This window comes from Nonomuraea sp. CA-143628, from assembly GCF_050942315.1.
Lineage (GTDB): Bacteria > Actinomycetota > Actinomycetes > Streptosporangiales > Streptosporangiaceae > Nonomuraea.
Genome location: NZ_CP192072.1, coordinates 10,946,430 through 10,971,111, shown reverse-complemented (window position 1 = coordinate 10,971,111; position 24,682 = coordinate 10,946,430). Strand labels below are relative to the sequence as shown.

Genomic DNA, 24,682 nt, shown 5'->3' with positions numbered 1-24,682 from the left:
CACGAACGCGCCCGCCTGGCTACCGCGTAAACCCAGCTCAGCTAACGAATGGAGACTGTCCTACTGGCAGCGCCCCAATTTGAGCGGACGTTCCGGTACGGTTCATCGTCGAGTCGGTTTCTCTCAAGAGGATCAGGGTTGCAAGATTCCCTGAAGAGGAGAAGCCGATGCGCCCCTTGACCTCGCTGGCATCCACAGTGTTGATGATCGGCCTGTTCAGTGCCCTGGTCCCACCGGCGACTGCGCAAGACCTACCACCCATCGAGCCTCGGGTCGAGACCCCGGCCCTGTTCGACGACGAGGCCGGCGGCAACGCCAACGGCGACGACCCGGCGATCTGGGTCCATCCCACCTCTCCGGCGCAGAGCGTGATCGCCGCCACCGCCAAGGAGGGCGGTCTGTACGTCTACGACTTGGACGGCAAGCAGCTGCAGCACCTGCCCGCACCGGCCGCGCCCGGTGAGGACGATGAGCCGGGCCGGCTGAACAACGCGGACGTCGCCTACGGGCACGCATCCAGGGCGGGCCGGTCGGATATCTTCGTTGCCTCCGATCGTGGTTCGGACAAGCTGCGCATCTACCGCGTCGCTTCGGCGAAGGCGGGCCAGGGCCAGCAGCCGCTCACCGACATCACCGACCCCGCCGCGCCGTTCATCTTCAACACGACCCAGGTGGAGGTGAACGACGCCGAGACCGTGTACGGCCTCGCGACGTGGAAGCGGGACTCGGGCACCTACGTCCTGGTCAGCCGCCGGCACACAACGCGGCTCGCGCTGCTGAAGCTCACCGACGCCCCGGGCGGCAAGATCGGCTACACGACGCTCCGGACCATCGATCTCCCGTCGAGCTTCACCCTTCCGAACGGCCAGAGCTGGAGTCCCTGCGACGAGCCGGGCGTGGGCCCGCAGATCGAAGGCATGGTTGTCGACGCCCAGACCGGCACGCTCTACGCGGCTCAGGAGGACGTCGGCATCTGGCGCATCTCCGGTGATCTCACCGGATCACCGGTACTGCTCGACCGTGTCCGTGAGTACGGCGTACCGGCCACCTACGACGCCGCCACCGAGGAGTGCGTCGCCGGAGCCGACCCCGGATACGGCGGCGACCACCTGACGGCAGACGCCGAGGGCCTGACCATCTACTACGGCAAGGGCGGCAAAGGCTACCTGATCTCCTCCAGTCAGGGCAGCGACACCTTCACCGTCTACGACCGCAGGGACAAGAACGCCTACATCGGCTCCTTCCAGGTCGGCGAAAGCGGCGGCATCGACAGCGTGCAAGGCAGCGACGGGACGATGGTGATCAATGTGCCGCTCGGCCGCCGTTTCCCCAACGGCCTGTTCGTCACGCACGATGGCGCCAACACCCCCGAGGCCTTGGATTCGAAGGGCGAGGTGCGTGAGAACACCAACTTCAAGTATGTGAAGTGGGACGACATCGCCCGCCGCCTCGGGCTGGACATCGACACCACCGGCTGGAACCCGCGCGGCTGACCGGCCTTCGGCTCCCGTCGGCAGTTCGAGTCCCTCACCCGTGACCAGCTCACGAAGACATCGGGCACGGACGTCACGTCCCTGCCGTCCAGATATGGCCCGGCGTAGACCACCAGCCTATCGAGGTAGACGGCCGCTCGGTCACCTGGTGGCAAGAGCTGCCACCCCATCAGCACGGAACGGCGCTTCTGGTGGCAAACGCGCTACGCCGCCTTCACGACCTGCAACCACCGACCAGTTTCGACATCGGCCTCCTGGATCCCTTCGTACGACTGGCAGAACGGATCGACCGGGCAGTCACGCTCGACGAGGCTGACCGGGCTTGGATGCGCGGCCACCTGGCCGAGTTGGAGGCTCGGTACGCGGAACTGCCTAAGGGTCTGCCGGACAGCGTCGTTCACGGCGATGCATGGATCGGCAACGTGATCTGTACCAACGGCGGCGAGGTGGTGCTGCTCGACCTGGAACGCTGCTCATTCGGTCCGCCCGAGTGGGACCTAACCTCCACAGCCGCGAAGGCACTCACCTTGGCCGAATCACCGCCAAGGATTACGACACCTTCGTCAAGGCGTATGGACATGACGTAACGTCATGGTCTGGTTTCAGGACGCTTCGAGACATGCGTGAGTTCCGCATGACTTGCATGGCGGGACAGGTCGCGTCCGAGAATCCCGCTCGGCACAACGAGGTCGTGCTGAGGTTGGCGTGTCCGCGCGGCGAACATGGGCCAAGGCCTTGGCGCTGGACTCCCGCACCGTAGCGGCACAGCGCATGCACGGTCGGCCGCCAGCGCCCAGAACAAGCACGACCAAGGTCAACAGCCGCTGCCAATATTCCCCAGCGCTTAACGCGACAGGGTAGCCCCGACTCTCGGCGACCCCGCAGCCCCCTACTCCAGTCCCGTGTCCGCGGTCCCGCAAAACAGGAATCAATCGAGCTCAAACGCCGTCGCGCTGTCGCCACCGGCTTCGACAACTGCCATCAGCGGACGCAGGCCAACTGATGCGAGAGAGAGTCTTCGTCGATCAAGCCAAAATGATCCAAGTCGGTAAGTTCGAACGAGATGCGCGGCTCTCGCCGGACCGCTTTCTGCACGGAAGGCAGATGCTCAGCGTACGGAGCAGACAACACCACGCGAACCTCGGCGGAGACCCTGGCTAGGGTTACCAAGCGCGCGCCGATCTGCGTGTAACCGTCTGGATTCCAATAGTCGAGCATGTCACGGGAGAGTTGCCAGAGTTGAGCGAAGTCCTTCCTAGAGATCTTGAGAATATACGAGCAGAGTGCGCGGAATAGATCCAAGTCTGAGGAGAGGCAGATCAACTCTTTGAAGACGGAGAGGGGGTTCTCTGGATCTGCCTTCGCAAACAGTTTCGAGATGGTCATCGTTGTCTGGTTTACATTCGGGTCCAGTAGCAGCGTCGCAGCTACAGGAGGAGCCGATGACAGGCTCGTCCCCCAATGCTCGGCGAGGCGAAGAATCATGTCCGCCCCAAGAGAGAAGCCGACGAGAAAGATCCTTTTACCAGGGTTCTTCGCGTTAAGCTCGCAGATCAGCTCTGAGACCATCCGGACGTGGTCGGCCAACGATATCGGGTCGCCCGAAACCGAGTTTTTGGCATCGAAGCCCAGAAGGGTAATCGCGATGCTGTGGTACTCGTCGTGCCGAGACAGATAATCGCGGTAGTCGTCGGCATCTAGGCCAAGTCCATGCAGGAAGATCACCATTACGGGGGAAGGAGAAGATCTTTCAATGTAGGTCAACTGGTGTGCCGCTTGATCCCTCACGGGAGAAGCGGGAAGTTCTGCTCTCATTGTCATCATCCAGGTTGGAGTTACACGTCGAGCGACCCTAGTCGCTTGAGGCTTACTGCAGCACATTGTCCCTTTTGAGACGTTTTGGCAGGACGCAATGATCCATACGTGTTGTACTGCTATGGACAGTTAGAACGCCTGCTGGCTTAATAGACTACATGGGATGAGTCTAGTCGGCGCGCACTTGCATAAGATCGCCGCACCCTGGCGAGGGCACTGGGAGAGGTGGTGCGTGAGCAGTGCAATGACCGAGTCCGTGGCGGAAGAATGGATCTATAACAATAGCTTCTCGCGGACTCAGGTAGGGCGGGTAGGTGCCGAGCTAGAATGGCTGGTCGTCAACTATGGATCGCCAGACATGCGCCTCGGACTTGCGGAGATACAAGCGATTTTGAAAATCGATTCCGAGTCCATGCCGGCGAAGGGGAGCGTTTCGTTCGAGGCTGGCGGACAGCTCGAACTAAGCACTGCCCCTGCAGGCTCGCTAACCGAGTGCCTCGACGCCACAGCCCGTGACCTGGCGCTTCTTAGAAGTGTCGTCGCCGACTTAGGGTTCAAGCTGGTGGGGACAGGACTAGACGATCGCCCGGCGGTTCGCATTATTGACACACCCAGATATATTGCCCTGGAGCGAAGTTATCGCCGATATGGCCCTAATGGCTGCATCATGATGTGCAATGCAGCATCTGTCCAAGTCAATGTCGATGCCGGCGATGCGTCATCAGGCTGGCGCGGTTGGAGACGCAGATGGTGGCTGGCAAACAGGCTCGGGCCCGTGTTCATAGCGATGTTCGCCAACTCCCCAGGCGCTGCAAGCACTGATGGGAAATCGAGACGACAGCTCCTCAGATTCAGGACAGACCCGACCCGTACTAGCCCCATACCGCTGATAGGGGATCCCCGAAAAGGGTGGACGGATTACGCCTTGGACGCTCGGGTGGTAGGAATCTCGCAACCGAAGGAGAGCGTCCTGTTGGATCCTCCCAGAAACCTCACGATGCGAAATTGGCTTCGTGGAATGGGGCCGCGGCCTGCCTTCTCTGATGACCTTCACCATCATCTTAAATCAGTGATTCCTCCTGTTCGCCCACGCGGCTATCTTGAACTGAGAATGATCGACGCTCAGGGAGGCGACAATTGGGTGGTGCCGATCGTCACAGTGAGTGCATTGCTCGACGACCGGCGCGCCTCAGATAAAGCGCTACGGACTGTCGAATCCCTGCTTCTTCCAGCCTTAACAAATGATTGGATAACCGCCGCCCGGCACGCCATGACTGACCGCCGTCTGGCTGGCGCTGCCCAAGACTGCATGGCGGCGGTCATCGAGGCGATGAATCGGTTAGACATACCTGCTTGGGTGCGCACGATCGTTCTAGACTTCGCTGACACCTACACGTTCCGTTCAAGATGTCCGGCGGATGACCGCCTTAGCGCTGCCAGGACGTGCCACATCACAGCAAGCGGAAGAAGCCAGAGCACAATGCCATTGGCGGGCACCGCCCAGGCCGTAGACCGAAGGGTGCTTGCTAACACCCAGCCGACCGACCCGGTGAGTGAGACCTCGTCGTAGACGTCCATCCGGAGGAGCATCGTGTTCCATGAGCGGCAAAGAGAATTCGGTCGAACTCTTACGGCAATTCAGCTACATCAACAAGGACACCATGGATGGTCACTCCTCCATCAGGCTCTTGACGACCTACTTTCCACGAAGGATGCCATCTTCTGTCGCCTGCTGAATGCTGTTTGGGCTGCTCGGCCTGACATCAGTGACGCCCATCTCGTCACTCTGATCGGCGCCGCAGTCCGGCAGATTGCCCAACGTGAGCGCGAGACGGCTGTCCTGTTCGACAGCAGTAGGGACGTGGCTACACGTCTGGACATACTACGCCAACTTGTCATGCAGAACGAGGCGGAGCTAGGCAAGCAGATATGCGGACGGTCAAATTCATTCACAGGTGCTCGCCGTTTTCTAGCCCCTCAATTAATCATTGGAGGCTTTGCCGCAGAACACCAAATTGACGAGGTGCGTTTCCTTGATCTAGGGACAGGGCTGGGAATCCTGCCTCGCCAGCTCAACAATGAGGTAGTTTACAATCGGTTCGCTAAGGATCTGGTATGGGATCCGTGGGAACCCGAGTATCGGGTCATCCCTCTCACGGTCCGCTATGGGGTTGACGCACCCCCGTTGCCCAACATGGACTGGGTACGTGCCTGCTATGGACCGTCTCGGTACTACGAGGAGCGATTCCAAGAGTTGATGTGGTCCTTCGAACAAACTGCGGGAGTGGAGAGCGATGTCCTGATCCGCGAGCTCGACATGCTCGACCTGCCCCGACTGGCTGACTTTATTCTCACAAACCAGTTTAATGTCGTCACCTGCAACTTCGCGCTGTTCCAGTACGCTCAATCCGTTCAGGAGGCGGTTGAGCGATGTGTTGTACAGAATATGGCTTCACCAGGACTGTTCCTCACCATGAACCCTAGCCATGCTCTTCTTCGTCCGGGGTGCCAGGTGCGAGGACGGCTAGTTGGAAATACATCAGAGCTACAACTAGCAGATGCAAGTGACGCCCACCTTATCGGGACGATCATAGCAGGGACAGATCTTCCCTTCATTATTGGGCAGCGGAAGCGGGCCGGAAGTGAGTGAGGGCAGTAACTGGCCGAAAGGCCTCCTATATCTGTTTCAGCGCTACCGCGTGTTTATCGGTGCGGCGGGTGCTTCAATTGGCGTCGTCATTGGAATTTACAGTGACGAGGCCCGGAAAGTGATCGAATGGATGTGGGCGTACGTGACGGTGGGGTCTCTGATGATTCCAATTTTCAGTGCCGCACTCTTGTGCATAGCAACCTGGCAAGTGCGCGGCGTGATGGATCGACGCAAGAAAGGCAATTGCAGCATCCTCAGCAGGTCCTTCGATATCCATATGGACGATTTCGAGGACGATCTCCCAGAGGATGAGGCCGTAATAGGGCGTGAGCTGCATTACCTTGAACGTGCCACCGACTCCAAGACCCTTGCGTTTCTCTTGCCCGGCCTCGGCCTCGATGCGAATGACTTCCGGCCGTATATGAACATTGCACGAGAGCACACAGCAGCTCTTACTCTCTTCGGATTCAACACCGAGGAGGCACGGAACGAGCGGTACCAGCCCGTAGGCCTCACAACTCACATAGAACTCGTCAACGGCGCCTTGAACAGTATACGTAGAAAATATCCCCAGAAAAAGATGGTACTCATCGGATTTTCGATCGGAGCTGACATAATCATACGGCTTAGCGAGTTTTGGCAGACTCATCCAGCGCGGGATCCGCATGTCGCCGCCGCACTCTTGCTGGATCCTAACGTCAATCATTCTTCGATGATCGTATCTGGAGCATTCGCCACCATGAACCCCTCCGACCCCCTGGCAGAGCTTAAGGAGGTCGCGCGGATTCCGCAGAACATAACGGAGTTTCAGAACATGTCAGAGTATCTTTACAAAATCAGCAAAAAGAATCTGGCGCATCTTCAGAGACACGCCGAAGACTGGTGGGACTATTGGGATGACGATGGGCGGTATGATCTCTTCTTCCAGCGCATCGCTAGGCTGCATTCCACATGCCCCAAAATTAGGGTGCTGTTCTCTGCCCACTATGATCGCCATTTTAACGAAATATATGCCAGAGCAAAGCGGCAAAACATGGGCCAAATTTTTAACCTGCGCAGAGACGACCATTTCGAATTGCTGAATGACCGACTACTTGCGGACGAGGTGGCAAAAATACAGGTCGACTCCCACTTGCTAACGCCCGTAAAGGGTTAGTCTTATGGTGATAGCTAAGGACATCCAGCCCTGCCAGTGCCCGTGTCCGAAGGTAGGCCCGCATGTCGATCGCTAAGGTCGGGAATGATCTCCATCCGCAATCCTGAGATTCTTTGGAGAGCGCGGCGCACAGACAGTGGCGTCCGCAGCCAGGAACGATGAGGAACCCTGTGCTGCATCGAGTGACCTTGCCCTGACCGCAGTCGTCAACGACTATTGTCATTCCCAATGTGTTCCCCGGAACATCAACGAGCAGAGACTGATCGTGCATAACACCTGCTCAGAATTATTCTCCGGGTTGCGCGCTCACCTGACTCCTAATGCGGTCGTCTTTGCCGGGTCCTACGGTGAGGCCGTGCCGCTCGCTGATTTCGGTAGCCGCCGAGGCGCTGGGGCAATCGACGCCAAGCCCTTGAACGCGGCACCTGATACCTGAGCACGGTGATTGGTAGGCCTGCAGAGCGGACGATCAGCCTGCTGTACCTGTCGAGGGCGGGCGGATATGTGAAGACGGACTTGACGTATCAGATCTAGTCGGGACACTGGGCCGGCGGTTATCGGGGGAGGAGGGAGGAGATTCGGGAGGGGGCAGGCCAGGAGTCGCCCGGTGTTTGACCCTGGCACCTCGAGAGGCGTGGCGGCGCCATCCCTCCAGATCCCACGCCCCCACGCCCGTCTACCGGACACCTCCGGACAGCAGGGCCATCCAGACGGTCCGAGCTTCATTGACCGGCCATCGCGGCGACTCGTGCACGGTGGCGTTGCCGTCGGACTGGACGGTCCGGCGGATGAAGGCTTGCCCGCCGCCGGCGCACAGTTCGTAGAACGTCGGCCTGCATGTGCAGGTCCACGCCATCGGCCGTACTCGGTGTGGACGGTCAGGAATTTCTCCAGGTGGACGGCCAGCCTGATCCAGGCTGGCGGCCATGAGATCTCCAGGTAGACGGACACGTGACGTCTGGGTGGGCGGTCAGGTCAGCGGGACGACACCCTTTCCGGCAAGGGCCTCGGCGAGGCGATGGGATTCGCCGCTGGTCTCAACCATGTGGGCGTGGTGCATCAGGCGGTCGACGGTGGCGGTGGCCATGGTCTTGGGCATGATCGTGTCGAAGCCGGAGGGGTGGATGTTGCTGGTGACGGCGAGGCTGCGGCGTTCGTAGGCGGCGTCCAGGAGACGGTAGAAGGCTTCGGCGGTCTCGTGGTCGACCGGGAGAAGGCCGATGTCGTCGACCACGATGATGTCCGAGCGGCAGATCTTGGCGATGGTCCGGGCAACGCTGCTGTCGACTTGGGCCCGGCCGATGGTGACGGCCAGGGTTTCCAAGGTGAACCAGGACACGCGTAGGTCGGCGTCGATGGCCTGGTGGCAGAGTGCTTCCATGAAGTGGCTCTTGCCGGTGCCGGACGGGCCGGAGATCACGCAGTTCTCGTGGCGGCTGACCCATTCCAGGGTGCGCAGGGCGTTCTGGGTGGCCTGCGGGATGGACGACAGCTCACTCTTGTAGGAGCCGAAGGTCTTGCCGTTGGGCATGTTGGCGCTCTTGCGGCGGCTGCGGCGGGTGGCGTTGTCTCGTCCGACGGCCTCTTCGGCGAGCAACACCCGCACCACTTCGGCGGGATCCCAGCGCTGAGCGCGGGCGGTGGCCAGCACGTCGGGTGCGGCTTTGCGGGCGTAGGGGAAGCGCATCCGGGTGAACAGGACTTCCAGTTCGGCCGGGATGGGTGGCGCCTCGGGCAGCGAAACACTCATGTGTAGTCTCCAAGTGTTGATCGATGGTCAGGCCGCCGAGTCGGCGTGGTGGTTGATATCGGCGGCCTGGTCAGTTCGTGTTTCTGCGGTCCTGGGGTGTTGCGCGGATAGCGGCCCAGGAGGCGGTGCCGGGTTGGGCCGAATGCTTCTCGTCGGCCACCGCGGCCGGGCCTGCGGCTGCGGAGCTGCGGGCCAGGTGGTCGCAGATGGAGGCCAGATCGCTGTCGCCGAAGCGGCCGTGGATGGCGGCCAGGCCGAGCGCGGCGTCGACCCGCTCGGCACTGACCAGCGAGGCGAGTTCGATCGCGCGGGCCATCTTGGCGCGGATGCGGGCCACGCCGGTGGCCGCGGCTTCGATCAGCCAAGCCTCGGCGCCCGGGCCGATGGCCAGGAAGCGTTCTTCGGCCTTGGTCTGCGGGCGCGGTCTGGGTTGACGTGGCCCGTTGCCGCCGGGATGGTCGGGATAGTGCGCCTCGACGATGCGGGGCCGGCCGGGAGTCGACAGCTGGTGCCGCCAGAGTTCGGCCAGCCCGGCGCCACCGCTCTGCTGCTCGCCCGGCCCAAGGCCTGCGCCGCAGTGCGCCCGCCGGCCGACGATGACCAGTTCGTCGCCGTGGACGCGGCACCAGACCTTGCGGCCTTCGTGCCCGGGTGGCACCGAATAGCGGACATCGCCCCAGCGGACGGTGCGGTCCTCGCCGACCAGGCGTTCCTCGCCCAGCGCAAGCGCGTAGGGTTCGGCGGGCAGTGGGTGCAGGCGGGCGAGTTCCTCGTGGAGCATGTGAGCGGGCAGCCGGTGGGTGGCCCGGTGCATGCGGTGGTTGACCTGCTCGGCCCAGCGGGCGCAGGCGTCTTCCAGTTCGGCGAAGCTGCCGTAATTGGAGCGCAGGTTCGTGGTGGTGGGCACCAGATCGGCTTTGGCGATCTTCACGGTGTTCTCCACGCCGCCTTTGGACTCGGGGTCGAACGGCTCGCAGGTGTGCACCACGCATCCGTAGTGGCGGCCGAGCTCGACCATCTGCGGGTGCCGGACCGCGATCTTGGCGATGTGCTCGACGGTGACCGTGCGGGGGTTGTCGGTCAGCAGGTAGGTGGGTGCTGCGCCGATCGTCCGTAGCGCCGCCTCCGTGGACGGCGCTACGGGTGTTACGACGTCCCTGGTTCCCCGCGGAGCTGGCCAGTCAGCGTGCGGATGCGCTTGTGTGGGCCCCTGCAGCGTTCCGCAAGCACGGTGTCTACCTTTCGAGTAAAGACCTTGAGGCGGCGTGAGCGAGGCAGATGACGGCCGAGGGGCTGCAGGGTCCTCTTCAGGGAAGGTTGCGAAACATGCCTGACGCTTTGCCGATCACTCCGGTGGCCAGGAGCGTGCCGCCGGGAACGGCCGACAGCGAGGTCAATTCGCCGCCGGACGGAACCATGGTCCAGTGGCCGGTGGGGTCGCGGTGGGCGAGGGCGGAATCGTAACCGTTGAAGTCGGTGGAGCCGAGAAACCAGTGGCCGCCTCTGCCGTCGGGAACGGGTGAGAGGTCACGGACCATGCGACCGGCCTTCGCGGAGGTGTCCTCGCTGCGCCAGCCGGAACCGGTCTGGGAGAGCAGGAACGATGACGCTCCTATCTCCCCGGTGATCCAGATGCCGGACGGGTCGGCGGTGATGGCGGTCAGCCGAGGACCGGTCGGGACGGGCGGGGAACCGTCAGACGGGGGTGGGGCCTTGGGTAGCGCCGGGGTCAGGTCGACTCGGGTCCAGACCTTGCCGTCGAAGTGGTGCGCCCAGGGGGCGTCGCTGTCGAGGGCCCAGATGTCGGAGGCGGAGCGGGCGCTGACTCGGAGGGCTCGGAAGGAGACGCTCTGTTCCGACCAGGTGGCGCCGTTGTAGTGCCAGGCCTTGTGGTCGCCGAAGATCCACACGTCGTTGTCAGCTATGACGGCGAGGCTCTCGGCCGCAACGGGCAGCTTCTCAACGATCTTCCAGGCACGTCCGTCCCAGCGCCGGACTGAGGCGCCGGCGAGGACCCATACGTTGGAGGGGGCGGACGCGGCGACAAGGCCGATGTTGCCGAGCTCGACGGGGAAGTCGCTTTTCGTCCAGCGGTCGCCGTCCCAGTGGAAGGCTGTGGGGCGGTGCGGGCCGTCGGCCATCGGGAGCCATGCGCCGACGCCGAGGATGTCCCAGCCGAAGGCCCAGGCGTCGTGCTCGCCGGTCGCGATGACCTGTCCGTAGGTGACCGACGATTCGTCGGCCACCAGTTTCCAACGGTCGTTGCCATGGTCCCAAGGGGCCGTCCACCAGAGCCAGAGGCCAACTGCTGCTGCGACCGCGGCTGCCCACCCGAGCCACAGGCCGGTGGCGGCCAGTTTCAGAAACATGATCGAAGCGTATGAAGGTCGCCAGAACGACGCATGAGTATTCGTACTCAGTTGGATGGGCGTAGGGCCCGGAGACATTCGTGGCGATGAGGTCGTTGCTCGGGGCCCGGCGCGGCGGCAGGCTGAGTCCCGGCAGCGGATCGAGGAGCTTGGTGAGCAACTCGACGAGGTGCGGGCATCGTGCAGGCGTTGAAGGAGACCCTAGAGGGTTCGCCCGAGGGCCTGTAGTCCGACCAGGTCGTCGGGGGTCGCGTCGGTGCTCTGGTCGAGCAGGGCCGGCAGCCGTGACCGCAGTGCCACTGCCGCGAGCACCGCCATCGCCACGGCGAACAGCACATACATCAGTCCCACTCCGCGCCCTGCGCCGGTGCCGATGAGCGCCCCGACGGTGGAGGCGAGTGGGCCGTCGGGGGCGAGTAGTGGGTCGAAGACCGCCGCGCCGTACGGTGCCACGAGTCCGAAGCCGAGCGGCAGTGTGGACCAGGCGATCAGCGTGTTCAGCGCGAAGACGCGCCCGTGGAACCGCTGTGGCACCTTGACCTGGACGATCGTGGCGTAGATGCCGTTCAGCAGCGTCAGCCAGAGCGACATCCCGAACGCCCCGACCCCGATCGTCACCAGATCCGCCCGCAACCCCGTGACCAGGCAGAACGCCGCCAGCGCCAGCGTGCACCACAGCACCGCCCGCATCCGTCCCCGGCTCGGCCCGCCCCAGGCCGTCATGGTCAGACCGCCGAGGAAGACGCCCAGGCCGGACACGAACGAGATCCGGCCCACGTCCTGCAGCGTGCCGAAGGAGAGCACCAGCGGCGAGATCAGCAGGAACAGGGGGGACAGGAAGACGTTCAGCACCGCGAAGTAGAGGAGCATCTGACGGAAGCCCAGGTTGCCCCAGGAGTAGCGGAACCCGGCCGCCATCTCCGCCAGCACCGGCTCCTTCCGGCGCCAGGCCATCGCGGCGGGGAAGCGCACGAGCAGTGTCACCCCGATCGCGAACACGTAACTGGCCACGTCTAGCACCAGGATCCCCTCCAGCCCGATCACGGCCATCAGCCCGACGGCCGCCAGGGGGACGAGCAGTTGCGTCATGCCGCCGGCCATCTGGACGATGCCGTTGGCGTGCCCGAGGTACCGCTTGGGGACGAGCTGCGGCACCGCCGAGGTGTAGGCCAGCCGCTGGAACGTCAGCGCCACCGACAGCAGCGCGAGGAGCGGATAGACGTGCCAGGTCTGCAGGTTCCCGGTCCAGAGCAGCGTTCCGAAGACGAGCTGGGTGGTGACGGCGGCGGCGTCACCGCCGAGCATGACGGCCCGCCGGTTCCCGCGATCGACGATCGCTCCCGCCAGCGGCGCCACCACCATCCCCGGGACCAGCCCGACCACCGACAGCAGGGCGAACTGCGCCAGCGAGCCCGTGGTCAGATAGATCCAGATGGGGATGGCGAACCCGGTCAGCGCCGACCCCAGAAGGGACACCAGCTGACCACTGGCGACGGCCGTGAACCGTTTCATGCTGGGTTGCGGGCCGGTCGCGACGGCTGACACCCCGCCCCGCGACACCTCCCGCACCCGCCAACTGGCCCCGCTCACCGCCTCCGCGCCGCCTGAACTCACCGCCTCCGCATCACCCGAGCCCGCTGCCTCCGCGTCGCCCGAGGTCACCGCCTTCGCGTCGCCTGAGCTCACCGCCTCCGCGTCGCCTGACGCGATGGCGACGTGGGTACGGGTGACGATCTCGGCGAGCTCGGCCGCCCGATATTTCAGGAAAAAGTGTCCGGCCTCGTCCAGCTCCACCACGGCGGCCGTGGGCGCGAGGAAGTGCCACTCGCGGTACCGTTCCTCGAAGTACTCGGTCGCCGGATCGTGCTCTCCCGCCACGCTGACGATCGGCGCCCGCAGCCGCTCCACCGAGCTCGCGAACAGCCCGGTGAAGTACTCCTCCGAAGCCTCGCTGTCGCGCCGCATGTTCCTGATGATGTGCCGAGCCTGCCCCGGCTCCAGGTCGCCCATGTCCAGCCCCATGGACATCAGCCAGTTGGCGTAGCTCCGGTCACTACGGAGGAACTCGCGCCGGGCGAGCTTGGACAGCAGCGCCATGGGCCCCTTACCCGGGCGGGCGAAGGGGAAGATCGCCCCGATGTACACCGCTTCGAGCTCGCGGCCGGCCGCCTCCAGCCGTCGCGCGATCTCGACGATCAGGGCCGACCCGACGCCACAGTGCCCGTACAGTGCGACCGGCCCGCGTACCTTCTCCTGGATCTCACTCACGCACCGGGCCGCCACCTCGTCCAGGGGCAGCCGCTCCTCGTCCAGGCCGACGTCGTGCCCGGGGATGGCCACCGACCACAGGGCGTACGTCGAGGGCAGGGCGTCGGCGAGCGGCTGGTACACCACCGCCGCGCCGCCGCCGTACGGCACGCACACATAGGTGAGCTCGGCGGGAGAGGTACGGCGCGGCGTCAGCTCGTGCAGGAGCCCGCGCGAGGCGGTGGCGGTGCCGTCGACGAGCGCGGCCAGCTCGCGGACGGTCGGGTGCTTGAACAGGTCCACCACGGCGATCGGCGCGGCGCCGGGCGGCAGCGCCCTGCGCAGCCTGGCCACTACCTTGATCGCCAGCAGCGAGTGCCCACCGACGTCGAAGAAGTCGTCGTCCACTCCGAAGCCATCGACTCCGGAGCCGTCCACCCCCAAATCGGCCATGTCCAGCGCCTCGGCCCAGACCGCGGCGACCAGGCGCTCCGCCTCCGTGGCCGGGGGGACGCGCCGGCCCGGTTCCGCGCCGTCCGCCGATGACGTGGGGGCGGGCAGGCGGCGCCGGTCCACCTTGCCGTTGGCGGTCAGGGGCAGCTGGGGGAGGGGGACGAAACGGGTGGGGATCATGTACGCGGGCAGGCTCTCGGCGAGGTGGCCGCGCAGGCGGGCCGGATCCGCCTGGCCCACCACGTACGCCACCAACTGCGCCTGAGTGCCCGAGCCATGGGTGGTGACCACGCACTCGGTCACGTCCGGGTGGCGGGCGAGGTGGGTCTCGATCTCGCCCAGTTCGATGCGGTAGCCGCGGATCTTCACCTGCGCGTCGGCGCGGCCGAGGAACTCGATCGTGCCGTCCGCGGTGTAGCGGCCCAGGTCGCCCGTTCGGTAGAGGCGCTCGCCGGTGCGGGGGTGGCTGATGAAGGCGGCGGCGGTGCGTTCCGGGTCACGCCAGTAGCCGGTGGCCACGCCGACGCCGCCGATGTACAGGTCGCCGGGTACGCCGATGGGCACGTCACACCGGCCGCGGTCCAGGATGTGGAAGGACTGGTTGGCCAGCGGACGGCCGTACGGGATGGACGACCAGCCCGGCACCACCTCGCCGATCGGGTAGGAGATGGACCAGATCGAGCCTTCGGTGGCTCCGCCCAGGCTGATGATCTCGGCCGCCGGGGCGAGGGCGCGGATCCGGTCGGGGAGCGTCAGCGGGATCCAGTCGCCGGACAGCAGCACCAGGCGCAGCGAGCTCAGGTCGGTGCCTTCGTGCTCGGCATGGTCGACCAGGAGCTCCATGAGGGCGGGGACCGAGTTCCAGATGGTGACGCGGTGCTCGGTGACCAGGCGGGCCCAGGCGGCGGGGTCCTTGTCGGCCGACGGCTCGCCCATGACGAGCGTGGCGCCGGTGGCCAGGGCGCCGTAGATGTCGTACACGGACAGGTCGAAGCTGAGGGCCGACAGCGCGAGGATCCGGTCGTGCGGGCCGACGTGGAAGCGGTGGTTGAGGTCGCGGATGGTGTTCAGGGCGGCCTGGTGCTCGATCATCACGCCCTTCGGGGCGCCGGTGGAGCCCGAGGTGAAGATCACGTACGCGAGGTCGTCGGGCGTGGCGGGGCAGCCGGGGGGCGTCAGAGGGCTGGACGGGTCAGGCAGGGGAGCCAGGGTGGACAGGGGCGTTGACGGGGGAGTCACCGAAAGGCGGGTCAGGTCGGCGGGCCAGGTCAGGTCCAGCCACGGCTGGGTCACCGCGACCCGGCACTCGCCGCGTGCCATCAGCTCGAAGCGCCGCTGCTCCGGCAGATCCGCGTCGATCGGTAGGTACGCCGCCCCGGCCATGTTGATGCCCAGCACCGCCACGACCTGCTCCCACCCCCGCTCCATCACGACCGCGACCAGCTCCCCGCGCCCGACGCCCGCCGACGTCAGCTCGGCGGCCAGCAGCCCGGCCTGGCGTGCCAGCTCCGCGTAGGTGATCTCGCCGCCGGGGTGGGCCACCGCGACGGCATCGGGTGAATGCGGCACCCGCTCCTCGAACGGGCGGTGCAGGAGGCCGGGGTCGCCGAGGTCGAGCCCGGTGTCGTTCCACTGCTCCCGCTCCTCTCGCTCCGGCGCGGTGAGCAGCTCGATCGTGGAGACGGGGGCTGACGGGTCGGCCACGATCCCGCCGAGCAGGGCGGCGAAATGCCCGGCCAGGCGCGAGATCCGCTCGGCCCCGAACAACGCGACGTTGTACACGAACAGGAACGAACCATCGCCACCGGTGTACAGCTCCAGATCGAACCTGGTGGCCCACACCCCCGGCGAGAACCCCTCCACGGTCAGCCCACCGGACGACGGCTCACCGCCATAGTTCTGCATCGCGAACAGGACCTGGAACAGCGGCGACCGCGACACCTCCCGAGGCACGTTCAGCTCCGACACCAGCCGCTCGAACGGCAGCTCCTGATGCGCGTACGCGTCCATGGCCAGGTCACGCACCCGGTGCAGCAGCCCAAGGAACGACGGATCCCCCGACAGATCCACCCGCATCGCGAGCATGTTGATGAAGCAGCCGATCAGCCCGTCCAGCTCCGGCAGCGACCGACCGGCCACGGGGGAGCCGATGGCCACGTCCTCCTGCCCGGCGTACCGGCCGAGGAGTGCGGCGAAGGCGGCCAGCAGCACCATGTACGGCGTGGCGCCGTGCTCCCGCCCGAGCCGCTCCAGCCGCGCGACCAGAGCGGGGTCGATGGTGAAAGAGTGCGCCGCGCCAAGGTAGGTCAGCTCGGGCGGCCGAGGGAAGTCCGTGGGCAGCTCCAGCGGCGACAGCCCGGCCAGTCGTTCCCGCCAGTAGGCCACGTCGGCCGCGTCGCCGGGCCGCTCGCGCTGCCAGGCGGCGAAGTCGCCGTAGGTGACGGGCAGATCGGGGAGAGGCTCCCGGTCGTAGCCGGTCAGGAGTTCGCGGAGCAGGATGTTCGCCGACCAGCCGTCGGCGGCGATGTGGTGGACGGCGATGGCCAGCACGTGGTCGTCGGCACCCAGCTGTACCAGCAGCGCCCTTACCACCGGCCCGGTCACCAGGTCGAACGGCTCGGCGAGGAAGCGGTCGACCAGCGCCCGTGCCTCGTCCACGTCGTCGGCGGCGGCCACAGTGAGCGGGACGTCGGAGGCTGTGACCGTCACCGTTGGCTGTCCGTCGTCACCGACCGGGAAACGGGTCCGCAACGCCTGGTGCCGGGCGGCGACCCCGTTCAGCGCGTCGCCCAGCACGGAGGTGACGAGCGGGCCGCGCAGCCGCCGCACGAACGGGACCGTGTGAGCGGGGTTCCCCGGCGCGTACTGCTCCATGAACCACAGCCGCTCCTGCGCGTACGACAGCGGCGGCGCCTGACCGTCCGGCAGCGCCGGAATCGTCGGCGCGCTCTTGCGCCGCCGTAACCGCTGGGTCAGCAGCGCCCGCTGGGCCTCGGTCAGCTCGGTCACTACGTGTCCTCCGGGTCGAGCATGCTGAGCGCCTGTTCGTCGGACAGCCCGGCCACCTCCGCCACCAGCGCCTCCTCGACGGCGCGCGCCAGCTCGGCGACGGTACGGCGGGCGAACAGCGTCCGGATCGGCAGCTCCACACCCGCGATCGCCCGCAGCCGGGCCGCCACCCTGATGGCGAGCAGCGAGTGCCCGCCGAGCGCGAAGAAGTCGTCGAACGCGCCGACCTTGTCCGCCCCGAGCACTTCGCCCCAGACGTCGGCGACCAGCTCCTCCGCGTCCGAACGCGGCGGAGTTGCGTCCGTGCTCCCGGCGCGGCCCGGCTCCGGCAGGGCGCCGCGGTCGAGCTTGCCGTTCGCGGTGAGCGGCAGCGAGTCGAGCACCACCCAATGAGCGGGGACCATGTACGGCGGGAGCCGCCCGGCCACGTGGTCGGCCAGCTCGGCCGTCTCGCCCACGACGTAGGCGACGAGCTCGCCGTGCCTGGCGACCACCACGGCCTGCCGTACGTCCGGATGCGTGCGCAGGCAGTGCTCCACCTCGCCCGGCTCGATGCGGAAACCCCGCACCTTGACCTGCTCGTCGACGCGCCCGAGGAACTCCAGCAGCCCGTCGGGACGCAGCCGCACCCGGTCTCCGGTACGGAAGTACCGGCAGCCGTCGGGGAGCCGGACGAAGCGCTGGGCCGTCAGCTCGGGCGCGCCGAGGTAGCCGCGGGCGACGCCGGGGCCGCCGATGTACAGCTCGCCGGGGGCGCCGGGCGGAGTGGGCGTGCCGTGTGGGTCGAGGATCCGTACCGTGGTGGCGTGGATGGGGCGGCCGATCGGCGGGTGCGGGTCGTCGCCGGTCAGCTCGGCGGCGGTCGCGACGATCGTGGTCTCGGTGGGACCGTAGGTGTTGACCAGGCGTACCCGGTCGCCGAACCGCCGCCGCCAGCGGGCCACGGCGGTGGCGTGCACCTGCTCGCCACCGATGACGACCAGGCGGAGCGCCGCAGGCCAGGCGATCTCGTCGATCAGGTCCACGAGGTGGTGGAAGTACGCCGTCGGCAGGTCGAGGACGGTGATGTCGGGCCGTTCGGCGAGCAGGTCGGGGAGGGTGGCGCCGCCATCGGGCACCAGGACGACCGTGGCACCGGTGGTCAGGGCGGGGTAGAGCTCTTCGGCGTGGGTGTCGAAGCTGAGGGAGGCCAGCTGGACGACCTGGTCGCCGGGGCGCAGGCCGTACTCGTGCCGCATCCACCGGACCCGGGCGGCCAGCCCGGCGTGCTCGACCGCCACGCCCTTGGGAGTGCCGGTGGAGCCGGAGGTGTAGATGACGTAGGCGAGGCCCGGCGCCTGGGCGCGGGGGTCGTCCACGGCGGTCAGGCCGTATGCGGCCGCCAGGTCGTCCGCGGCTCGCTGGGCGTCCGAGACGACCGGGCCGGTGCCGCTCGTGGTGGTCAGGTCGTCCGGGACGGTCAGGCGGGCGCCGCTCATAGCGGTCATGTGCTGCAGACGGACGGACGGACAGGCGGGGTCGAGCGGCAGGTAGGCGGCTCCGACGCGCCAGATCGCCAGCATCGCCACCACCGCGTCGACCGACCGGCCGAGACGGAGGCCGACTATGTCGCCAGGGCCCGCGCCGCGCCCGGCCAGCTCGGTGGACAGCCGGGCCACCCGCTCGGCCAGCTCGCCGTAGGTCACGCTCTCGGACCCGCAGACGACGGCCGTCTCACCGGAGTGGGCGGCGACGGCCGCCGCGACCATCTCCGGCACGCCCGGCTCGGCGGTCCTGTCTCCACCCGCTTCGATCATTCCGTCGCCGCCGGTCGAGGCGATGAGTGCCGAGTCGGCCGTGGTGAGCACCGGCAGGGCCGACACGGGGGCGTGCCGGTTGTCCGGGTCGGCGATCCCACGTAACAGCACCGCGAACCGTTCCGCCAGTCCCGCCACCGTCTCCGCGTCGAACAGCCCCGCGTCGTACCCGAACGCCACCCGCAGCCGCCCCGGCGCCTGCCACGCCTCCACCACCAGGTCGAACTTGGCCTGCCGATACCCATCGTCGAAGTACGACATTTCCATATTGTCGGCGAGCCGATCCCGCTCCCCATCGGGCGTCTGGCTGTGCAGCGTCAGCATGGTCTGGAACATCGGCTTCCTGGTGATGTCCCGCTCGATGTCCAGCTCCGCCAGCAGCCGTTCGAACGGCACCTCCTGATGCGCCATCGCCTCCAGCACCGTCCGCCGCGTCCTGGTCAGCAGCTCGTCCAGCGTCGGATCGCCCGACAGGTCGCCGCGCAGCACCAGCGTGGTGCTGAGGTAGCCGACGATCGGCCCCAGCTCCACCCGATCCCGCCCGGCGGTGGGCGAGCCGACCATGATGTCCGTCTGCCCGGTGTGCCGCGCCAGCAGCACCTGGTAGGCCGCCAGCAGCACCATGAACAACGTGCTCCGCTGCCGCCGCGCCGTCGCGTCCAGCGCCTTGGCCAGGTCGTCGGGGATGTCCAGCAGGAGGAAGTCGCCGCGCGCCGGACCCGGCGTGTGCGGGCGGTCGGTGTGCAGCGCCAGCGTGGGCGGGTCGGCGAGGCGTTCCCGCCAGTACTCCAGTGCCGCGCTCCCGTCCTGCTCCCGCTGCCAGCGCGCGACGTCCCCATGCTGTACGGCCAGCGGTGCCAGGCTCCCCGGCCCGGCGTACAGCCTGGCCAGGTCGTCCAGGAGGACGGTGATCGACCAGCCGTCGGCGATGATGTGGTGCAGCACCACGCACAGCACGTGGTCATCCCTGCCCAGGCGGATCAGCGTGATCCGGAGCGGCGGTGCCGCACCGAGGTCCACGGGAGCGTTGGTGCGCGCGGCGACCAGCGCGCGGGCCTCCGCCTCGTCACCCGCGTCGAGCAGTTCCACGTCGGCGGGCCGTCCGGCGGGCTCGACGACGGCGACCGGCCGCCCGTCCACCTCGGGAAAGCGCGTGCGCAGCGACTCGTGCCGGGCGAGCAACGCGGTCAGCGCCCTGCGCAGCGCCTCAGGATCGAGGGAACCCCGGAGCCGGCGCACGATGTACATGTTGTACGAGGCGTCGTCCGGATCCAGCCGATGCAGGAACCACAGCCGCTCCTGGCCCGCCGACAGCGGGGGCAGCGTGCCGGGCGGGCGCGGGGCGAGCGAGAGGCCAGGGCCCTCAGGCAGCCCCTCCAGCGTCGCCGCGAACCCGGCCACCGTCGGCCGCCCGAACAACGTCCGCAACGGCACCGTCGTCCCAGCCGCCGCCAGCCTGGCGATGACCTGGGTGGCCAGCAGCGAGTGCCCGCCCAGGGCGAAGAAGTCGTCGTCCGCGCCGACGTCGCCGATCCTGAGCACGTCGCCGAAGATCCTGGCCACCTGCCGCTCCCGCGCGGTACGCGGCGGGCCGCCCCGTCCCGCCACCGGCCCGGCCGGCTCGGGCAGCGACAGCCGATCGACCTTGCCGTTGGGCGTCATCGGCAACGCGTCCAGCACCACCACGACACCGGGCACCATGTAGGCGGGCAGCCACGCGGCCGCGTGTTCGAGCAGGTCGGTGCGGTGGTCCGGCGTGATCGCCACGTCCGCTGTGGTCACCACGTCCGCTTTGGTCACTACGTCCGGCCCGGTCACCACGTCCGGCGTGGTCTCTACGTAGGCGACCAGTTCGTCCCCGCGGACGACGACCGCCGCCCGCCGTACGCCCGGATGTGACTCCAGCGCGGTCTCGATCTCGCCCAGCTCGATCCGGTGCCCGCGCAGCTTCACCTGTCCGTCGCCCCGGCCCAGGAACTCCAGGGTGCCGTCGCCGAGCCACCGGACTCGGTCGCCGGTCCGGTAGAGCCCGTTCGCGAAGCGCTCGGCGGTCGCTTCCGGCCGGCCCAGGTAGCCGAGCGCGAGCCCGGCCCCGCCGATCGCGAGGTCACCAGGTACGCCGATCGGCGCCGGTCGGCCGGAGCCGTCGAGCACGTGGACGCGGGTGTTGGCGATCGGCCGCCCGATGCTCACCCGGCCGGGCTCGGCGGGCACCTCCCAGGCCGTGGACCAGATCGTGGTCTCCGTCGGCCCGTACATGTTGAACAACCGCGCCACCCGCCGCCGCAGCCGCCTGGCCAGGGCGAGCGGCAGCGCCTCGCCGCCCGCCAGCGCCACCAGCCCGGAGGCGTCGAGCCCGGCGGAGAGCAGCATGTTCCAGCCCGAGGGGGTGGCCTGGACGTGCGTGACGCCCGACGCGGAGATCAGCCCGGCGAGCGCTGCGCCGTCCCTGACGGTCTCGTCGTCGGCCAGCACCAGCCGCCCGCCGGTCACCAACGGCAGGTACAGCTCCAGGCCCGCGATGTCGAAGGACAACGAAGTGCTGCCCAGCCACACGTCCGCCGGTTTGGAGCCGAGCAGGTGCTCCATCCCGGCCAGCAGGTTCACCAGCGCCGAGTGAGGGACGACCACCCCTTTCGGGCGGCCGGTCGAGCCGGAGGTGTAGAGCACGTAGGCGGCCGATCCGCCGTCGGGCCCGGCAGCGACGGGCTCGGGGCTGGATTCGGGGCTGGCCGGATGGGCGCTGCCGTTCGCGACGTCGGTGTCGGCAACTGGGAGCCAGGTGTCGTCGTCCAGGGTGAACCGGGCTCCCGAGTCCGCCAGCATGTAGGCCACCCGGTCGCCCGGCAGCGCCGGGTCGATCGGCAGGTAGGCGGCTCCGGCCAACAGCACACCGAGCAGAGTCCCCGGCAACTCCACCGACCGCCGCCCGCGTACGGCGATCACGGATCCGGGCCCCGCGCCGCGCTCCCGCAGCCCGCCCGCCACCCGTAAGGCCTGGGCGACGAGCTCCGCGTAGGACAGGCGGCGGTCGCCGCACGAGACGGCGGTCGCTTCCGGCCGCAGCTCTGCCTGCCGCATGACCAGGTCCACCACAGTCGCCGCTGGCACGTCCAGGGCGGTGCTGTTCCAGGCCCGGTCGAGCAGTTCGCGTTCGGCGGTGGGCAGCAGGTCCAGCTCCGACAGACGAGCCTCGGGAGCGGCGACGATCGAGGCGAGCAGCGTCTGGAAGCGGGCCACGAGCCGGGTCACCGTCTCCCGGTCGAACAACTCGGCGCTGTAGAAGAACGCCCCGTGCCAGCCCCCGCCCGACGGCCAGAGATCCATCCGCAGGTCCACCATGGCCGGCGGCGTCCCGTGCGGAAACGGCAGGCTCTCCATCCCGGCGAACGACTCCGCCTCCGCGTACCCGACAGCGGAGTTGTGCAGCGCCAGCATCGCCTGGAACAGCGGCGTACGCGACAGGTCGCGCTCGATGTCGAGCGCGGACAGCACCCGCTCGATCGGCACCTCGCGGTGCGCCATCGCCTCCAGCACGGTCCGGCGGGTACGGCGCAGCAGCTCGCTGAACGGCGGATCCCCCGACAGATCCCCCCGGAGCACCAGCGTGGAGGCGAACAGACCGACCATCGGCTCCAACTCCGGCCGGTCGCGTCCGGCGGTGGGCGAGCCGACCACGATGTCGTCCTGCCCGGCATGCCGGGCCAGCAGCACCTGGTAGGCGGCCAGCAGCACCATGAACACCGTCGAGCGCTCGGCCCTGGCCAGCCGGGACAGCGCCCCGGCGACTTCGGGAGGCAGGTCGAAGTGCGCTTCGCCGCCCGCGCTGCTCCGCTGCGCGGGACGCGGCCGATCCGTGGGCAGCTCCAGGGGCGTCGCCCCGGCGAGCTTTGCCGTCCAGTAGTCGGCGTCGGACTGGGAGACCCGCTGGGTGTCGGCGTAGCTGATGGGCAGCTCGGGCAGCGTGACCGGTTCGCCCTCCGTGCGGGCGAGGTAGTAGACGGCCAGGTCGCTCAGCAGCACGTTCAGGGACCAGCCGTCGCCGATGATGTGGTGCAGCACCACGCACAGCACGTGGTCGTCGTCCGCCAGCCGGACCAGCGTGATCCGCAAGGGCGGAGCGGCGGCCAGGTCGAAGGGCGTGTTGACCCGCTCCTCCAGCAGCCGCACGACCTCGGACTCGCCCGGCTCGACGCCCGAGGGGTTGCCGGGGACCACCGGATCGAGGGCCACGAACTCCACCGGCACCGCCGCCCCCGGCGGGTCGATCACCGCGATCGGTAGCCCGTCCTGTTCGGGGAACCTCGTGCGCAACGACTCATGCCGCGCCACCACATCCCCGAACGCCCCCGTAAGCGCCCCGACGTCGAGCGCCCCCCGCAACCGCCGCACCGCCGCCACCCGATAGGCCGCGTCCGACGGATCGAGCCGCTGCAGGAACCAGAGCCGCTCCTGGCCCATGGAGATCATGGCCGCAGCCCGCCGATGGCCGCCGCCACCCCGGTGATCGTCGGATCGTCGAGGAACACGTCGAACGGCACCTCCACCCCGAGCCGTTTCCTGATCCGCGCGCTGATCTGTGTGATGGTCAGCGAGTGCCCGCCGAGGTCGTAGAGGTCCTCGTCCGGCGCGATGTGATCCATCCGCAGGACCTCCATCCAGATCAGCCGCACCTGCTCGATCAGCTCCGCGTCGGCCTCGCCGTGGGTGGGTCCGGTCTCCTCCGGGGCCGCGAGGGCGACCTGCGGGGTGGCCGGGAGCGGCAGGTCGGCGAGCCGCACGTCAGGGTCTGCGGCGACCGCGCGCAGCACCGTCGCCAGATGGTCCCCGGCCAGCTCGACGTCCTGCCGCGAGATGACGTCCGGGCTGTAGTGCAGCGTCAGGAGCAGCCCGTCGGCACCGTCGACGGCCTGGAGATGGAGCGAGTTCCTGACCATGTGGTTGGACATCTTCCACTCCACCGACAGCTTCAGGTCGGGGAAGACCTGTTCGGGCGCGCGCCGCCGGAAGCTGATGGACACCGGGGACAGCGCCACCCTCGGTTTGATGCCGCCCACCGCCCGTGCCACGGGCACCTCGCGGAAGGAGTTCAGCTCACGTAGCTCGCTCCTGATGCCCAGGGCCAGCTCGCGGAAAGACCCTCCAAGGGAGAACGACGAGAACACCGGCAGCTCGGTGGCGAACAGGCCGATGTGGTCCCGGGTCTCGGCGGTCCTGGTCGACATGGCTATGGCCACGGACGTGTCGGCGTTGCCGTACCGGTGAAGGAGGGCGTGCACGGCCGCGAGAAAGACCTCGAACCTTGTCAGGCCGGGCAGGTCAGGCATGTCGTGGGTCAGGTCGCGCAGGACGGTCTCGCCGTGTGAGGCCAGCCGGGGTGTCCTGGACACCCCGTTGATCACCACCTGCGGCACCTCGCGCCAGCGCGCCCGCCAATACGCCTCCGCCTCCGGCGAGGGCATCTCCTCCCGCCCGTACGGCATGGGCAGCGGAGGGCGGGCGGCACCGGAGTAGGCGGCGGCGAGATCCCGTACGAGCAGGTCCTTCGACATGCCGTCGAAGACGAGGTGATGCCCCACGAACAGCAGCAGATGCCGCGACGGCGCGACCTCCGCCAGCGTGAACCGGGCCAGCGGCCCGGAAGACAGCTCGAAGGGCCGCGCGATCTCCCGCTCGATCAGCGCCTCCGGGTCCGGCTCCACCACGAACGCGACCGGCGGGAGCTCCCTGGCGGGCACCAGGTGCAGCACGCCGTCGCGCTCCTCGAAGGCGTGGCCCAGCACCGGATGCCGCGCGAGCACCGCCCGGCACGCCGCCAGCATCGCCTCCCGCTCCAACGGTCCGTCGAACCACATGGCGAACGGCATGTGGTACGCCGTGCCGGTGCCGTGCAGCACCTCGGTGATCCACATCCCGTGCTGGGCCTGTGACGCCAGGACCATGC

12 protein-coding genes are annotated in these 24,682 nt (G+C 67.6%); 5 read left to right on the top strand and 7 right to left on the bottom strand.

All coding sequences use genetic code 11. The features are described from left to right. The first annotated feature begins 167 nt into the window (after positions 1-167). Positions 168-1,493 carry a phytase gene (locus tag ACQP2T_RS49735; protein WP_433511791.1) on the top strand — a complete coding sequence of 442 codons (1,326 nt, stop codon included), beginning with the start codon at positions 168-170 and terminating at the stop codon, positions 1,491-1,493. 59 nt (positions 1,494-1,552) lie between these two features. Then, entirely contained in the window at positions 1,553-2,080 is a 528-nt protein-coding gene (locus ACQP2T_RS49730; protein WP_433519936.1) for a phosphotransferase family protein, read from the top strand. 394 nt (positions 2,081-2,474) lie between these two features. Here ACQP2T_RS49730 and ACQP2T_RS49725 read toward each other — a convergent pair whose 3' ends face one another. Next, positions 2,475-3,257, bottom strand: coding sequence for an alpha/beta fold hydrolase (locus tag ACQP2T_RS49725; protein WP_433511790.1), 783 nt, complete (start codon positions 3,255-3,257; stop codon positions 2,475-2,477). A 214-nt stretch (positions 3,258-3,471) separates the two neighbouring features. Between ACQP2T_RS49725 and ACQP2T_RS49720 the strand changes: the two genes are divergently transcribed. Genes ACQP2T_RS49720 through ACQP2T_RS49710 form a run of 3 tightly spaced genes read left to right on the top strand, consistent with a single transcriptional unit; the run spans position 3,472 to position 7,114 of the window. After that, a complete protein-coding gene (locus ACQP2T_RS49720; RefSeq protein ID WP_433511789.1) occupies positions 3,472-4,878 on the top strand; it encodes a glutamate-cysteine ligase family protein in 1,407 nt (468 codons plus the stop codon). 21 nt (positions 4,879-4,899) lie between these two features. Next, positions 4,900-5,958 carry a hypothetical protein gene (locus tag ACQP2T_RS49715; protein WP_433511788.1) on the top strand — a complete coding sequence of 353 codons (1,059 nt, stop codon included), beginning with the start codon at positions 4,900-4,902 and terminating at the stop codon, positions 5,956-5,958. Continuing rightward, positions 5,951-7,114, top strand: coding sequence for an alpha/beta fold hydrolase (locus tag ACQP2T_RS49710; RefSeq protein WP_433511787.1), 1,164 nt, complete (start codon positions 5,951-5,953; stop codon positions 7,112-7,114). The genes ACQP2T_RS49715 and ACQP2T_RS49710 overlap by 8 nt, the downstream gene beginning before the upstream one ends. A 970-nt stretch (positions 7,115-8,084) precedes the next feature. Here the strand turns inward: ACQP2T_RS49710 and istB are convergent. From istB to ACQP2T_RS49680, 6 genes are all read right to left on the bottom strand, one after another. After that, positions 8,085-8,864, bottom strand: coding sequence for an IS21-like element helper ATPase IstB (gene istB / locus ACQP2T_RS49705; RefSeq protein ID WP_433511786.1), 780 nt, complete (start codon positions 8,862-8,864; stop codon positions 8,085-8,087). A gap of 70 nt (positions 8,865-8,934) precedes the next feature. Further along, positions 8,935-9,882 carry a Mu transposase domain-containing protein gene (locus tag ACQP2T_RS49700; RefSeq protein ID WP_433511785.1) on the bottom strand — a complete coding sequence of 316 codons (948 nt, stop codon included), beginning with the start codon at positions 9,880-9,882 and terminating at the stop codon, positions 8,935-8,937. Between the two features lie 289 nt (positions 9,883-10,171). After that, positions 10,172-11,233 (bottom strand): hypothetical protein, encoded by a 1,062-nt coding sequence (locus ACQP2T_RS49695; protein WP_433511784.1) that lies wholly within the window; start codon positions 11,231-11,233, stop codon positions 10,172-10,174. 201 nt (positions 11,234-11,434) lie between these two features. Then, positions 11,435-16,942 carry a non-ribosomal peptide synthetase/MFS transporter gene (locus tag ACQP2T_RS49690; protein ID WP_433511783.1) on the bottom strand — a complete coding sequence of 1,836 codons (5,508 nt, stop codon included), beginning with the start codon at positions 16,940-16,942 and terminating at the stop codon, positions 11,435-11,437. Then, entirely contained in the window at positions 16,942-23,208 is a 6,267-nt protein-coding gene (locus ACQP2T_RS49685) for an amino acid adenylation domain-containing protein (protein WP_433511782.1), read from the bottom strand. The genes ACQP2T_RS49690 and ACQP2T_RS49685 overlap by 1 nt, the downstream gene beginning before the upstream one ends. Continuing rightward, positions 23,205-24,680: a condensation domain-containing protein gene (locus ACQP2T_RS49680; RefSeq protein ID WP_433511781.1), complete on the bottom strand. Its 1,476-nt coding sequence runs from the start codon at positions 24,678-24,680 to the stop codon at positions 23,205-23,207. Before ACQP2T_RS49680 ends, ACQP2T_RS49685 begins: the two co-directional genes overlap by 4 nt. Positions 24,681-24,682 lie beyond the last annotated feature (2 nt).

Excerpts from the sequence above, each read along its gene's own strand:
- ACQP2T_RS49735 (WP_433511791.1), top strand. The coding sequence starts at position 168 with ATGCGCCCCTTGACCTCGCTGGCATCCACAGTGTTGATGATCGGCCTG.
- ACQP2T_RS49720 (WP_433511789.1), top strand. The coding sequence starts at position 3,472 with ATGAGTCTAGTCGGCGCGCACTTGCATAAGATCGCCGCACCCTGGCGA.
- istB (WP_433511786.1), bottom strand. The coding sequence starts at position 8,864 with ATGAGTGTTTCGCTGCCCGAGGCGCCACCCATCCCGGCCGAACTGGAA.
- ACQP2T_RS49700 (WP_433511785.1), bottom strand. The coding sequence starts at position 9,882 with ATGGTCGAGCTCGGCCGCCACTACGGATGCGTGGTGCACACCTGCGAG.
- ACQP2T_RS49695 (WP_433511784.1), bottom strand. The coding sequence starts at position 11,233 with ATGTTTCTGAAACTGGCCGCCACCGGCCTGTGGCTCGGGTGGGCAGCC.
- ACQP2T_RS49685 (WP_433511782.1), bottom strand. The coding sequence starts at position 23,208 with ATGATCTCCATGGGCCAGGAGCGGCTCTGGTTCCTGCAGCGGCTCGAT.
- ACQP2T_RS49680 (WP_433511781.1), bottom strand. The coding sequence starts at position 24,680 with ATGGTCCTGGCGTCACAGGCCCAGCACGGGATGTGGATCACCGAGGTG.